The 14,502-nt window shown below is 34.3% G+C and carries 13 protein-coding genes; 7 read left to right on the forward strand and 6 right to left on the reverse strand.

Going from position 1 to position 14,502, the window contains the following annotated elements:
* Nucleotides 1–105 precede the first annotated feature (105 nt).
* Genes EV197_RS05840 through EV197_RS05850 form a run of 3 tightly spaced genes read left to right on the forward strand, consistent with a single transcriptional unit; the run spans nucleotide 106 to nucleotide 2,374 of the window.
* Nucleotides 106–1,023, forward strand: coding sequence for a dimethylarginine dimethylaminohydrolase family protein (locus EV197_RS05840; protein ID WP_130285787.1), 918 nt, complete (start codon nucleotides 106–108; stop codon nucleotides 1,021–1,023).
* Nucleotides 1,024–1,956 (forward strand): citrulline utilization hydrolase CtlX, encoded by a 933-nt coding sequence (gene ctlX, locus EV197_RS05845; protein ID WP_130285788.1) that lies wholly within the window; start codon nucleotides 1,024–1,026, stop codon nucleotides 1,954–1,956.
* A 10-nt stretch (nucleotides 1,957–1,966) separates the two neighbouring features.
* On the forward strand, nucleotides 1,967–2,374 hold the full coding sequence (locus EV197_RS05850) for an RrF2 family transcriptional regulator (RefSeq protein WP_130285789.1): 408 nt from the start codon (nucleotides 1,967–1,969) through the stop codon (nucleotides 2,372–2,374).
* Nucleotides 2,375–2,382: 8 nt separating this feature from the next.
* Here the strand turns inward: EV197_RS05850 and EV197_RS05855 are convergent, their stop codons facing one another.
* The 3 genes from EV197_RS05855 to EV197_RS05865 are packed head-to-tail and all read right to left on the reverse strand — an operon-like array spanning nucleotide 2,383 to nucleotide 4,914.
* Nucleotides 2,383–3,006 carry a chromophore lyase CpcT/CpeT gene (locus tag EV197_RS05855; RefSeq protein ID WP_130285790.1) on the reverse strand — a complete coding sequence of 208 codons (624 nt, stop codon included), beginning with the start codon at nucleotides 3,004–3,006 and terminating at the stop codon, nucleotides 2,383–2,385.
* A 34-nt stretch (nucleotides 3,007–3,040) separates the two neighbouring features.
* The gene (locus tag EV197_RS05860; protein ID WP_130285791.1) at nucleotides 3,041–4,468 is read right to left on the reverse strand and encodes an SDR family oxidoreductase; all 1,428 of its coding nucleotides are present in this window, start codon (nucleotides 4,466–4,468) and stop codon (nucleotides 3,041–3,043) included.
* A gap of 11 nt (nucleotides 4,469–4,479) precedes the next feature.
* On the reverse strand, nucleotides 4,480–4,914 hold the full coding sequence (locus tag EV197_RS05865; RefSeq protein WP_130285792.1) for a hypothetical protein: 435 nt from the start codon (nucleotides 4,912–4,914) through the stop codon (nucleotides 4,480–4,482).
* 126 nt (nucleotides 4,915–5,040) lie between these two features.
* On the opposite strand from EV197_RS05865, the gene argS reads away from it, so the two are divergent.
* Together argS and EV197_RS05875 are read left to right on the forward strand one after the other, a co-directional pair.
* Entirely contained in the window at nucleotides 5,041–6,930 is a 1,890-nt protein-coding gene (gene argS / locus EV197_RS05870) for an arginine--tRNA ligase (protein ID WP_130285793.1), read from the forward strand.
* Nucleotides 6,931–7,064: 134 nt separating this feature from the next.
* On the forward strand, nucleotides 7,065–7,538 hold the full coding sequence (locus EV197_RS05875) for a GNAT family N-acetyltransferase (protein ID WP_130285794.1): 474 nt from the start codon (nucleotides 7,065–7,067) through the stop codon (nucleotides 7,536–7,538).
* Here the strand turns inward: EV197_RS05875 and EV197_RS05880 are convergent.
* The 3 genes from EV197_RS05880 to EV197_RS05890 form a co-directional block, all read right to left on the reverse strand.
* The gene (locus tag EV197_RS05880) at nucleotides 7,528–9,990 is read right to left on the reverse strand and encodes a TonB-dependent receptor (protein ID WP_130285795.1); all 2,463 of its coding nucleotides are present in this window, start codon (nucleotides 9,988–9,990) and stop codon (nucleotides 7,528–7,530) included. The two genes, EV197_RS05875 and EV197_RS05880, sit on opposite strands and share 11 nt — an antisense overlap.
* Before the next feature lie 62 nt (nucleotides 9,991–10,052).
* On the reverse strand, nucleotides 10,053–10,955 hold the full coding sequence (locus EV197_RS05885) for a FecR family protein (protein WP_130285796.1): 903 nt from the start codon (nucleotides 10,953–10,955) through the stop codon (nucleotides 10,053–10,055).
* Between the two features lie 63 nt (nucleotides 10,956–11,018).
* Nucleotides 11,019–11,537: an RNA polymerase sigma factor gene (locus EV197_RS05890; protein ID WP_130285797.1), complete on the reverse strand. Its 519-nt coding sequence runs from the start codon at nucleotides 11,535–11,537 to the stop codon at nucleotides 11,019–11,021.
* Between the two features lie 84 nt (nucleotides 11,538–11,621).
* On the opposite strand from EV197_RS05890, the gene EV197_RS05895 reads away from it, so the two are divergent.
* Together EV197_RS05895 and EV197_RS05900 are read left to right on the forward strand one after the other, a co-directional pair.
* Nucleotides 11,622–12,293 carry a hypothetical protein gene (locus EV197_RS05895; protein WP_130285798.1) on the forward strand — a complete coding sequence of 224 codons (672 nt, stop codon included), beginning with the start codon at nucleotides 11,622–11,624 and terminating at the stop codon, nucleotides 12,291–12,293.
* Nucleotides 12,294–12,468: 175 nt separating this feature from the next.
* Nucleotides 12,469–14,307, forward strand: coding sequence for a fasciclin domain-containing protein (locus tag EV197_RS05900; RefSeq protein ID WP_130285799.1), 1,839 nt, complete (start codon nucleotides 12,469–12,471; stop codon nucleotides 14,305–14,307).
* Nucleotides 14,308–14,502: the final 195 nt, after the last annotated feature.

A 14,502-nucleotide genomic window follows, 5' to 3' on the forward strand; every position in this document is an offset into this window, starting at 1 on the left:
GGCTTGGATTAGTGAATTGTCAACAAAGACATATTTTTATTGAATAATATTAGATTTAAGCTAAGGTCTATTTATATTTGCTTCTAATAAGAATAAAGTAAATTTATTTTGAAGCTGAATATAAATAATGAAACCTCACGCTTGAGAGCGGTAGTTCTGGGTACTGCAAAAAGTAATGGTCCTGCACCAACTATCGAGGAGGCTTATGACCCTAAATCTATTGAACATATCAAAGCGGGTACTTATCCGACAGAAGAGGATATGACCGCAGAGATGGCGGCTGTGGCTTCAGTACTTAAAAAGTATGACGTAAAGGTGTATCGACCAGAAGTAATATCAGACTATAATCAAATTTTCGCAAGAGATATTGCTGTAGTTATTGAAGATAAGTTTATTAAAGCTAATATTCTTCCGGATCGCGAAAAAGAGATAAAAGCAATACAGTATGTGATCGATGAGATCGATCCTAAAAAGGTTTTTAAAGCTCCTTCTGAAGATATCCATTTTGAAGGTGGAGATATCATGATTCATAATGATTATATCTTTATAGGGACGTATAAGGGAGAGGATTATAGCGACTGTATTGTGGCCAGAACCAATATGAAAGGTGTGGACTATATAAAAGGTTTATTTCCTCATAAAAAGGTTATTGAGTTTGATTTGAATAAATCGATGACAGACCCTAGAAGCAATGCATTGCATTTAGACTGTTGTTTTCAGCCTGTAGGAGTAAATAAAGCAATTATTCATAAAGAAGGATTTAGAAATCCTAAGGATTATGAGTTTTTAGTAGATCTTTTTGGGATGGAAAACCTTTTTCATATTGACAAAAATGAAATGTATAGTATGTGCTCTAATATTTTTTCCATTGCTGAAGATGTAGTGATATCCGAGCAAAATTTTAAAAGATTAAATGCGTGGTTGTCAAAAAACGGAATTAAAGTTGAAGAAGTACCCTATGCAGAAATTGCTAAGCAAGAAGGACTGTTACGTTGTTCTACGATGCCTTTAATAAGAGATTAAATGAAACAAGTTACCAATACCATATTAATGATCAGACCAGTTCAGTTCAGAATGAATGAACAAACTGCTGTAAATAATTATTATCAAGCAGCGTCTGATATATCTAGCACTCAAGCGAATGAGCAGGCCGAAAAAGAATTCGATGCTTTTGTAGACACGCTTAAACGTAAAGGAGTTAATGTAATTGTAGAAAACGATGATCCAAATCAAGATACACCAGACTCTATATTTCCTAATAACTGGATCTCCTTTCATAACAATGGTGATATTGCATTGTACCCAATGTTTGCACCTAATAGAAGGCAAGAGCGAAGGTTAGAGGTGTTGAAACAAGTTGAAGACCAAGGTTTCTTGATAAAAAACATTGTAGATTATACCGCAGCTGAGGAGGATGATATTTTCTTAGAAGGTACTGGAAGTTTAGTGTTGGATAGAGTTCATAAAAAAGCATATTGCGCACTGTCACCTAGAGCCGACGAAGAGTTGTTAATTGAATTTTGCGAAGATTTTGAATACACACCAGTAATCTTTACGGCTTACCAAACGGTGGATGGTAAACGATTACCTATATATCACACTAATGTAATGATGGGTCTAGGTGAAACCTTTGCTTTAGTATGTTTAGATGCAATTGATGATAAAAAGGAAAGGAAAAATCTTGTCAATCATATTAAAGGAGACGGAAAAGAGCTTATAGCACTTTCTGAGGAGCAGATTAATAACTTTGCAGGCAATGTATTACAAGTTATCGGTGCAGATGACATCAGGTACTTGGTGATGTCTACAGCTGCATACAACGCACTTACAGAAGAACAAAAAAAGAATATTCAAAAACATTGTCAAATAGTGCATAGCGACCTTTCTACTATAGAAACTTTGGGCGGAGGTAGTGCTAGATGTATGATGGCAGAGGTGTTTTTACCTAAAGAATAATTAAAACGCTATGCTTTCTAAAAAAACTAAATATGGACTGAAAGCGCTAACTTATATCGCCAGGAAAGAATCGGATTCTCCTGTGTTGATATCAGAAATCGCGAAGCAAGAGCATATTTCGCAAAAGTTTTTAGAAAGCATTTTACTTACCTTACGCAAAAATGGTTTTTTAGGGTCTAAAAAAGGCAAAGGCGGAGGGTATTATCTCATTAAAGAACCTGAAGAAATTAATATGGCTTCAGTTATACGTGTCTTGGAAGGCCCTATTGCAATGCTGCCTTGTGTGAGTCTCAACTTCTATGAAAAATGCGATGACTGTCCTGATGAAGAAAGCTGCGCAGTACATGGATTAATGATAGAGGTAAGGGATAATACGCTTAGGGTGCTAGAGAATAAAACGTTAGCGGATTTTAAGTAAAAAAATACTTATTCCTTTGTCGTACGCTTATACTTATAAGGGCCTTTAATTTTACCCCATACCTGTTTACCAATTTTATCATAGCCTTTTACCCATACGGAAAGGGTTTCAGAAGTAAGCACCACATTGGTCATCAAATAATCAATTCCTTCAAACTCCGAACCACAACTATAAGATTTATTTTTACCGTAATAAAGGGAATTTCCCTTTTTATTATAATAAATATCGCAACCCGTTTTATAAATCGTATTCTTAAGAGCTAAATCATTAAAAAGAGCTGGGTTTTTCCATCCATTTTTAAAGCGTTCAGGTTCGCTTAAGGCATATCTTGCAGTCTTTATACGGGCGCTGTCTATCGGTACTACATTAATAATGCGTTGAAGAATAATCCGATTAGGTGATTCGGTTAGATAATTTTCAGAATAGAACCAGTATCCTTCTTTATCTTCCCAGATAGGAATATTTACTAAGGTTAAGTTGGCATACCCTTTTTCTTCATTAGCTTGTGCTTCAGATGAAAAGCTTCCCATATATAAGGATGTAAAAGTATTGATATTCGAATTGTCTTGCTTTTGTTTACTACAACTTAAAAACGTGTAAAAACATAACAACAATAGTATTCGTAGCGTCATAGGCAATTTTTTATTTTGGGGATTATTTAAATAATTAGGATGGGGTTGCAATATGTTTAATCATACCACCAAAGATAAAATAATGAAATGGAATCATAGTGTACCAATATAATCTTCCCCACAATCCTTTGGGTCTAAATGTGGCGGTTTGATGCAAAATGTTATCATTATCGATATAAAACTCCAGCCATGCTTCTCCCGGTACTCTCATTTCGGCAAACAGCAATAAGCGTTTATTCTTTTCATCAGCCACTAAAACTCTCCAAAAATCTAGTGCATCACCTGAATATATTTTATTAGGATGAGTACGCCCTCTTCGCAGTCCAACACCCCCAAAAAATTTATCAATATACCCTCTGATTTTCCACATCCAGTCACCATAGTACCAGCCATTTTTTCCACCGATAGACCAAATTTTCTCTAAGGCTTGCTCTGGATTTGTAAGTTGCATTTTTTTAGAATCATTAAGGCAGCCTCGCTTTGGAACTTGTATATATTTTTGTAGATCTTTTTTAAATCGTCCACTAACCATAGAATCTTTCCAGCTGGATACTACCTGATTTTGTTCAATTTTAATAAAAGCAAGCTCTAGTGCTCTAGTATAGGTCATAGGTTGTATATCAAGCATTTGCTGTAATCTTTGATCTTTTGCAATTACAGGAACTCGCATGCTGTCTACGAGATTTAGTGCTAATTTATATGAGGTGGAGGTTACGAAATATAACCAGTAAGAAGATAATTTAGGAGTCATTACCGGTACAGTAAAAATATAAATACGAAGTTCCCTCACTTTTGCATAAATCTCTAACATGTCCTTATACGTAAGTATATCTGGTCCGCTAATGTCAAAAGATTCATTGTAACATTTTTCGTTTCCTAAAACGCCTGTTAAAAAAGCAAGAACATCTCTAATAGCTATAGGTTGTGTTTTGGTGGTTACCCATTTTGGAGCAATCATTAAAGGCAGTTTTTCACATAAATCTCGTATGATTTCAAAAGAAGAACTACCAGAACCCACTATGATACCGGCACGCAAAACAGTTAACTGATATTCAGCATCATATAAAATTTCTTCTACATTTTTTCTGGACCATAAATGTTTAGATAAGTTTTCTTCATTGACAATACCACTGAGGTAAATGACCTGTTTTATGGAAGCATAGGTAGCATAACTATTAAAATTTATAGCTGAGCGCTCTTCTTTTTTGTCAAAATCCGTAGTAGAAGAACTCATTGAATGAATAAGGTAATAAGCCGCGTCGATATCTTTAGGAAACTTAGAAAAATCAGGTTCTTCTAAAAAATCGATTTCAATGATTTCAATCTTACTTTTTAAATCATCATCGATAGACAACCTTCTTTGGTCTCTAACACAGCAAACAACATCGTGATTAGCTGCTACCAAAAGCGGGAGAAGTCTCATCCCTATGTAGCCATTGGCACCAGTTAGTAAAACTTTCATAGCAATAATTTTTAATATAAATCGTCAATAGTCTTGGGATGGCTATCTGCCTTTAATGCGATCAATTTTTTAAAGTAGTTATGGATATTCATAGCCTCCTTAGGGGCTTTGATCTTAATAAAATGATGATCCATATAGATTGAATATTCTTCAGCTCTTCCTTTATAAACTTTGAGTTTATAGAAAGGAATGACCAGGTGGTAAGACTGAAGTTGCACTTGAAAATTAAGCAAAATCCCCTTTGGTCTTAGTGTTATGGTACACGTTTTTGTATGGGTATCTAAAACTAGGAGATTTCTAATTTGCAGACTACTATCGGTTATGGTTATTTTTGGAGAGATAGCACCTGAAATCTTTAAGCGATCCTGTAAGGTGAATGGTTTCCCTAACAGCGTAGTAACGCTTTCCTTTAGGTCTGGATCATTATGCAGATTATTGACGAGCATTTTTCTTAACAAGATAGGGAATTACTGCCATATGGGATGTATAAGTATGTAATTTGCGCTATCTTTGCACCTTGTTTTAACAATGCTTTAAAGAAATTTAAACACAATACTATAACTAATTATAAAATGTTACTACATCAAGAAATAGAAGCAACGGTGAAAGAAGCGGTAAATACAATTTTTAGCGCTAATTTGGAATCTGTAGAGCTCCAGGCTACCAGAAAGGAGTTCGAAGGTGATGTTACTGTGGTAGTTTTTCCTATGCTAAGAGTTGTTAAAGGAAATCCGGTTGCTATTGGAGAACAGCTTGGTGCATATCTTGTAGAACATTTAAAAACGATTACAAGCTATAATGTTGTTAAAGGATTTTTGAATTTAGTGGTTTCAGAAAGCTATTACCTTAACTTTTTTAAGGGTATAAAAGATGACAATACGTACGGTCACCTGGGTCCACAAAAAGATTCCAATGCTGTTATGGTGGAGTATTCTTCGCCTAATACAAACAAACCGTTACATCTGGGTCATATTAGAAATAACTTATTAGGCTATTCCGTTGCTGAAATCATAAAAGCAAGTGGTAAGAAAGTCTATAAAACTCAAATCATTAATGATAGAGGGATCCATATTTGTAAGAGTATGGTGGCTTATCAAAAGTTTGGAAAAGGAGAAACTCCGGAATCTTCAAAGATTAAAGGAGATCATCTTGTAGGTAGTTATTATGTAAAGTTTGAAAATGAGCTAAGAAAAGAAGCTAAACCTATTTTTGAAGAATATCTCAATGATGATTTTTCTAATTATCCAACTACTTCAGCTTATAAAATAAAGGCGATTAATCAAATTTTATCAACCTTAACTGATGAAGAAAAAATTAGTGAGGAAAAAGATAAAATAATGGAGATTGCGAGAAATAGAACACCTATTATGGGTGAAGCTCAAGAAATGCTAAGAAAGTGGGAGGCAGGCGATCCTGATGTGGTTCAATTGTGGAAAACAATGAACGGATGGGTGTATGAAGGTTTTGAGCAAACGTATAAAGCACTAGGTGTAGACTTTGATTGTTATTATTATGAAAGTGATACCTATTTATTAGGAAAAGATAATATCAAAGATGGCTTGGAGAGTGGTGTTTTTTATAAAAAAGAAGATGGATCGGTATGGTGTGATTTAACTGATGAAGGACTGGATGAAAAACTAGTATTGCGTAGCGATGGAACTGCAGTTTATATGACGCAGGATATAGGTACAGCGATACAGCGTGTAAAAGACTATCCAGATATCGGGGGAATGATTTATACCGTTGGTAACGAACAGGACTACCATTTCAAGGTGTTATTTCTTATTCTTAAAAAACTGGGTTATGATTGGGCCGAGCATTTATATCACCTCAGTTATGGTATGGTTGATTTACCAAGCGGTAAAATGAAAAGTAGAGAAGGAACGGTAGTTGATGCCGATGATCTGATCGCTGAGATGGCTAAAACTGCAGAAGAAATTTCTAAAGACTTAGGTAAATTAGAAGGATACACAGAGGCACAAAAAAAATCAGTATACAACATTATTGGTTTAGGAGCGCTTAAATATTATATCTTAAAAGTAGATCCTAAAAAGCGAATACTGTTTGATCCTGAAGAATCTGTTGATTTTCAAGGAAACACCGGACCTTTTATTCAGTATACCTATGCAAGAATTCAGGCGATATTAAGAAAGGCAGATTTCGACTGGTCAAAAAATACACCAGCAATCACATTGCATGAAAAGGAAAGAGAGCTTATTAAACTATTGGAGACCTATCCTGAAATTATTCAAAATGCAGCAGCTGAATTAAGTCCAGCTATTATAGCAAATTACACCTATGACTTAGTGAAAAGCTATAACTCATTTTTTCAAAACGTTTCGATTTTTGGAGCGGATACAGCAGCAGAAAAATTGTTTAGAGTACAGCTTTCGGCAAAAGTGGGTAACGTACTTAAATCCGCATTTGCACTTCTTGGTATAGAGGTGCCAGAACGAATGTAGAAGGGTTGTGGAGCTAAAGAATATATTTTCAGTTATTTAGACTGAATAAATTTTACATTTTATTATTTCTTTTTTAAAGGAATTTTAACTTTTCAGTTGTTTTTATACTATAGGGATTAGCTAAAATTTTAAGTATGAAATGTAAAATTACTCAAGCACAAGACACAGATCTTCCATTAATGCAGCGCTTTTTTTATGAAACGGTAACTAATTTTGGTAGCGCGGTTTTCACACCAGCAGAAATTAAAATGTATTCAAGATTAGCTACAAATCGTTTGTATTGGTTAGATCGGTTTAAGCATAGTCATATCTATAATGCCAAATTAAATGGAGAAGTCGTAGGCAGTGTATGTATGGATAGCGAAGGTCATTTAGACTTTATTTTTGTTCATCCAAGATATCAGGGACAAGGTATTGCCAAGGAATTATATGATACCATCGAACAAGTTTCTATCGAAAACGAATTGGATGTACTTACTACAGAAATCAATTCATTTACAAAATCATTTTTCGAGAAAAATGGCTTCGTAATCAATAAAAATGCTGTAAAGGAAGTAGGGGGAGGAGAAATAATTGAGCTTACAGGTGTTAAGCATCTTAAAAGGTAATTCTAAAAATTGCATTCGCCGTAAATTCTAAGCCTGATTCTTCACTAAGTAATACTGATGGATTATTGGTATCTGTAGCGTTATCAATGGTATAGAAGCTATTAATCACATTACTATAATTCGTAATATTCCAAAATGAAATTCCTGCCTTAGCTCTGATTTTTCTAGAGAGCTTGAAATTATAAAGCGCAGAACCGTCAACCCTAAGGTAATCCTGCAAATTGTCTTCATTTGGTGATAAATAATTAATTTCTTCGTCAACAATTGGGTTATTGCTATCAATTGCCGTTGTTGGTCTTCCACTATGCCAACTAATCCCAGCAGAGTACTGTAGTTTTTTATTGAAATAGGTTAAGGCCAATCGTGCATTATGTGTTATGTCTATAGAATTAGGAAATTTTTCATCGGATAAGTTATTGAACTCGTAGGTATTGTTACTAGTAGAGTAGGTGAGCCATATATTGAGGTTTTTGAATCGTTTGTTGATCAGTAAATCAATACCAGTTATGGTGTAACTACCGTGATCATTGCTATTTTCAAACTGATTTTGAAAACCTTGACTTTTACTTAGAATCCCATCGACTTTCTTATAATAAGCTTCTCCGCTTAGTATCCAGTTACCAGGGCTATACGTTAGACCGCTAGATAGTTGCTGACTTTTTAATACCGGAACATCCTTACCGTTTGATAAAACCCATTTTCTATTTTCAACCCCCAAAAAATCATTTTGAAAATCTACAATTTGAGAGGTAATTTGACTTTTAAGTTCTCCTGCCAGTGTAAAAGATAACCTATTTGCTATTTTTTGGTTTAAGCTAAGCCGAGGCTCAGTATAAAACGTACTAAATTTATTATGCTTCGTTAATCGTGTTCCTGCGGTAAGCGCTGTTTTTTGATTAGGTGACAAATACGCTAATTCAGTATAAAAACTATGTGATCTAATTACTTCTTTAGAAAAATCTCTAAAAATAGGATTATTCAAATCTCTAAGATGCGAAATGCCCGTTTCATTAAATTGATAGCCGTAGGATAGGTTTACTTTTGGATTAAGTTTAGTTTGCGCTTGTAGTTTTGTGCCACTTTCTAAAATTTCATTTTGTTGAAAAAGCCTTTGGTCGTTAAGAATGTCAGAATTGGTAGCCTCTAATACATAGTTACTGCCATATACCATAAAAGAAGTATGCGTTTTAGGGGTCCAATTTTTTATATAGGTAACTCCACCAGCTAAGTTTTGTTGTTTCAGTCCACTTTCTTTAACTTCTTTCCTATTATTTACAATTGCATTTTCTAGAAATACTAAATCATTTTGAATGCTTAAAAAGTTAAATTTTAATAGATCATCTTCTGTGATCTGATACAAATAACGGGTGCTTATGTCATAAAAGGTAAAGGTGTCGTCACTGGTAAAAACTGTATCATCAGCGCCAACCAACTCACTATTTTGAAAAGATTTGTTGAAATAGCTGCTGTAAGTTGGGGTTTCTATGAATTCGTTTATTGATGTTCTGGCAGTGATTTGTATCGATGATTTTGAGTTTATAGGGGTGTCGACATAACTATCCATACTTAGCATATTTATACCAACACTTACTTCCGTACTATCCTTTAGGCTATTTTCCGTTTCCATAACAATAACCCCAGATACACCATCGCCATATTTTGCTTTGGATCCATTTTGGTAGAGTCTGATATCTTTTGTTAAATACGGATTAAACGCAGATATTAGTCCAAAAAAATGGCTGGTTTGATACATCTTAATACCGTCCCATAAAATTAGATTTTGGTCCTGTGTACCACCTCTGATATTTAGATCAGAAATAGTTTCATTTGCGCTCATAACACCCGGTATAGCTTGTAGTGTTTGTAAGAGGTCAGGTTCTATTTGCCCAGGAACAATGGTAAAATCTTTATAATTAACAGACACCGATCCGTCATAATTTTTGGATAAGCCTTTGGTTAAATAATTTGTAATTAGTATTGGAGATAGAAATTCTATATTTTTTGACAAATACTGAACAGTGCAAACGGGATTTAAAAATTTCTTTACAGCTACCGATTTTTGGTTGAATCCAATGGTTTCAATTTGTAAAGATGCATCCCAAGTATTTGTTGTCAAAAAAAATGTTCCAGTGCTATCGGTGTAAACAATAGTATTTTGGAGTTGTATCTTTACATTGGCAAGAGGTTTTTGATCTTCAGCAGATAAAACCCTTCCACAGATTTGTTTTGGCACCGTTGATAAACTGATAGCGTAATCATTTTTTGAAAGTGAGGTGAAGGTGAGCGGTGTATTTCGTTCTAATAACGAAATATAATCTTCTAAGGAGGTTGGCTTTTTTAAAAAAGAAATGGTTAAATTTTTTACATCATTATCCAAATAGGAAAAAGTACAACCGTATTGCTGTTCTAATTTTTTTAAAAGCTCAGCTACCTCTTTAAACTCTTTGTTCAAAGATTGACAAACTACAATCTGCAATGATATTAAAAATAGTAAAGTTAGTACAGATTTTAAGGTCACTCTTTATAAAAGGTTACTTCGTTACCATTTACTTTGCATTTTAATTTAAGGGGTATTGCAATAGAGGATAACGCGGATTTTAAATCTGAATGTACAAAATTACCAGTAAAAAGTATATTTTGATCGATATTTCTTAGATTAACTTTAACACCATATTGCCATTCTAATTCCTCAATTACATCTCTTATGGGTCTACTATAAAATAGGCTTCTATTATCAAACCAAGATGGCATATCGTAGGTTACTATTTTCTTTTCTAAGTCTTGTCCTCTGTATTCGATAGCCTCATTTTGTCTTAAATACAAAATTTCATCACCTGCGGATACACTAACCACTCCTTGATAACAAACCACTTCGAGATAGTTCGCTCTACTTTTTACGTTAAAGCGTGTTCCTATTACACTAACTGTACCCATATCGGTTTCAATATCAAATTTATTACCTCGTTCAACTTTGAAATGTGCTTCACCATCTAAATAAACTTTACGCTGACTACTCCAGTTTTCTTTATCATATCTAATAGAAGTAAGGGCATTTAGTTTGACCTCGGATTGATCAGGTAAAGTGATGTCCTTAGTCTCTGTTGCTAAAGTTTTTACTTCATAATCATTTGATGTAGGCAGGGCAAAATAAACACCTATAGCAATTACTACTACTGCAGCTATTTTAAGTATAATGGAAAGTGAATTGTTTTTTGAAGACTTCATTTTGTTAGTTAATTGACTTTTTAAGTTTTCAAATTCATTTATAGTATTATATGGGGGAGCTTTAAAATGATGTGCTTTTTCAGTAATGGTTTTTAATGAAGAAAAACCTTCCATATCACGAAGCTTGGCGAGTTCAGTCTCGCTCAAGCTTTCGTGATTTAACCATTTGATTATAATATCTTTCTCTTTCATAGCAATTTTTCTAATAATAGAACAATTGGATTATTAAAATTCCTACCTGTACGTTTGACTTTTTTAAGGTATTCCGTCAATTTCTTTGCGTAGGTTGTGTAACGCATTATATATTCTCTTTTCTACAGCTTTTCTTGAAATACCTAAAAGATCTGCTATTTCTTGATGTTTTTTTCCTTCTATTCTGTTCATTAAAAATGCAACTCGCTGGGCTTCGCTAAGCTTAGCCAGAGCATTTTGGTATTTTTCTAAATATTCCTTTTCCTCAAGTAAAAATTGTGGATTTTCTTTGGTGTCCTTTGCAGGTTCAATTTTATTATATTTAAGTTTTACCTTTTGGTGTTTAATGTCGTTTAGTGTTAGGTTATTGGCGATTGTAAATAAGAAACTTTTGGCCTTAGCGCTGGTAACTTTTGCGCAGTTTTCCCACAGCTTTAAAAATGCTTCCTGTACTTTGTCTGAAGGACCAAAATGTGCGCCGTATTTATAGTAAATAAAATCGTGTAAGTCTTGAGCATAGGTACTAAATACCGAAGCAAAAACTTCTTCCTCACAAACATCTTTATGCAAATCTTTAAGCATTTTAGTATTTTTAGGTAAAAATAAAAAACTATTGCAAAGTAGGAATTTTAATCTCAAAGTTGTTCTATCTAAAAATAAAAAGCTATGTGTAGGATCTTTTTTGTTTCATTTTTAATGTGCGCTGTATCATCTATTTTTCTTTCTTGTCAAGATGAAGAAGAGGAGCAAATTTCAAGTATACCTGAAGAAACTAATGCAATTAAAGAAAATTCAGAACTTTCTAAACTAATGCAAAAGGTAACACTACACGATGGTTCTTTTGACGACATAGTAGATGAATCTAATTGTTTTAGTATTAATATACCTTACACTATATTTCGAAATGGAGAGTCCGTTGCTATAAACTCGGTAGCAGATTATAATTCTTTAACAGCAATAGACGATATTGCTATAGTCTTTCCTATTACCATAAATTTAGCCAATCACAAACAGGTATTCGTAAATAATAGTCAGTCTTTAGAAGAACTCAAAGTACAATGTACAGAAGATGACTCGGATATAGAATGTATTGATTTTGAATATCCAATAACATTATTATTATTTAATCCAAATACCAATGATATCCTGTCTCGAGAGATAGATCACGATGCCGCTCTATTTCAATATATGACGGAGAAGGATCCAGAAATTTTGATGAGTATCAAATATCCCATTCAATTACGTGCCCATACTGGCCAAATTGTTGAAATTTCTCATAATACAGATTTAGAAGAACAAATTACCTTGTGGGCAAATTCCTGTGACGAGATGGATTGAGATTTACGACCAATTGATATGTAATGTAAAGACCGTTAACACGGTCTTTTTTTTGTTTAATATTTTAACTTTTTATTTAAACAAAAAGTTAAAATGGTACTAAAATCATTACATAGGGTTCGAGATTTTCGTCTTGTGTTGTTCTATAGCAAAACAAACACAAAATATTTTAAAAATGAAAAATCTAATTAAATTTACTTTTATCGCACTATTTGTAGTAGTGGGAGCTTCTTGTAGTAACGACGATGATGGTGAAGGACCCTTGCCAGAACCTGATTTCAACACCATCGCTGATATTGTTGCTGGTGATGATGATTACAGTTCTTTATTAGCTGCCTTAGAAAAAACCGGATTGGATGAGACCTTAGCGGCTAGTGGTACTTTTACCGTATTTGCACCAGATAATGCTGCTTTTGCAACTTTTTTGAACGGTGCATCCTTAGATGATGTGAGTAATGACGATTTAACTCAAATATTACTAAATCATGTATTAGGTACTACAGTTACTTCTTCGCAATTAGCTACTGGTTATGTGTCCAATCTAGCAGAAAATGCAGATGGAGATAACTTAAGTATGTACATTAATATCGAAAGTGGTGTTGAAATCAATGGAGTATCTTCTGTTACTCAAGCTGATGTAGTGGCTTCTAATGGTGTAATTCATTTTGTAGATGAAGTGATTCCTGTACCGACAGTAACTACTTTTGCCACCGCAGACGCTACTTTTTCTACTTTGGTAACTGCTTTGACTACGCTTACACCAGACACTGATTATGCAGCTACATTAAGTGGTACTGCAGGTTCTCCTTTTACAGTTTTTGCACCAACAAATGCTGCTTTTGATGATTTACTAGCCAGATTTGGATTAAACGATTTCTCCTCGCTTACTGCAGCACAATTAGAAATTGTACTAAATTACCACGTATTGGCAGGGGCAAATGTAAGATCAGGGGATTTACCTGGTATTCCTAATGGAATTACACCAGCTACCTTACAAGGTGAAACACTGTTACTTAATTTAGATGGAGGTGCGTTTCTTAGAGATAAGACTGGTGTTGATGCAGAAATCACTGTAGTAGATGTACAAGCCGCTAATGGTGTTATCCACGTTATTGATAAGGTACTATTGCCAAATGCTGCACTTGATGCGTTAGGAAGAAGTATTACTGCATTTGCTTACAATGGTGGAGAAAGTAGTGATTTCTCTTCTTTATACGCAGCATTACGCCAAACAGGTTTAAATGATGTTTTAGATGACGCAACTTTAAGAACAGTTTTTGCGCCTACTAATGCTTCTTTTACGGCGTTTTTAGATGGGGTTGATTTGGCCGATGTTTCTAACGAAGTACTTACTCAAGTGTTATTAAACCATGTAGTAAGTGGTAGCTTATTATCTACAGATTTATCTACTTCTTATGCTAATACATTAGCCACTTATGCAGATACAGATAATAATTTGAGTTTATATATAAATACCGCGAGTGGTGTGGTGCTTAATGGTGGTTCAGCTAACGGCGGAGCAACAGTGACTGAAGCAAATAATGAAGTACGAAATGGTGTGATCCACGTTGTTGATGCAGTTATAGGGTTACCTACTGTAGTAACGTTTGCTGTAGCGGATCCGAACTTTTCAACCTTAGAGTCTGCTTTAACAACACTTACACCTTCAACTGATTTTGTGTCAGTATTAAGTGCCGAAAATGGTACTGGATCAGCTCCATTCACCGTGTTTGCACCTATAAATGATGCATTTGATGCGATTACAATACCCGCTGACGAGAATGATTTAGCGGCCGTATTAAATTATCATGTGGTTGCTGGTGCTAACGTTACTTCAGCTGACTTAGTTGATGGAGTTGTAACTACCTTAAATGGTGATGTAACCATTGATGCTACTGCGCAAACTGTCTTAGGAGCTTCTAACACAACAGCAAGTAATATTATTGCGGCTGATGTACAAGCATCCAATGGAGTAATACACGCTATTGACCGTGTTTTATTACCAGCACAATAAATCAATGAATGTGTTGATTTGAGTTAGTTCCCCTTTTTATTCCGACCCTAAGAGCTAAAGAAGAAGTTAGTGCTAACTTTTCTTTAGCTCTTTTTTTGTTTTATTAATATGATGTTGTAATTCTAATTGAGCTAATTTTTATTTATACGCTTCAAATATGTAAATTTGCATCCAATTCCGTTAGTTAGCGGCACA

This window comes from Aquimarina brevivitae, assembly GCF_004216895.1.
In the GTDB taxonomy this organism is placed as follows: domain Bacteria; phylum Bacteroidota; class Bacteroidia; order Flavobacteriales; family Flavobacteriaceae; genus Aquimarina; species Aquimarina brevivitae.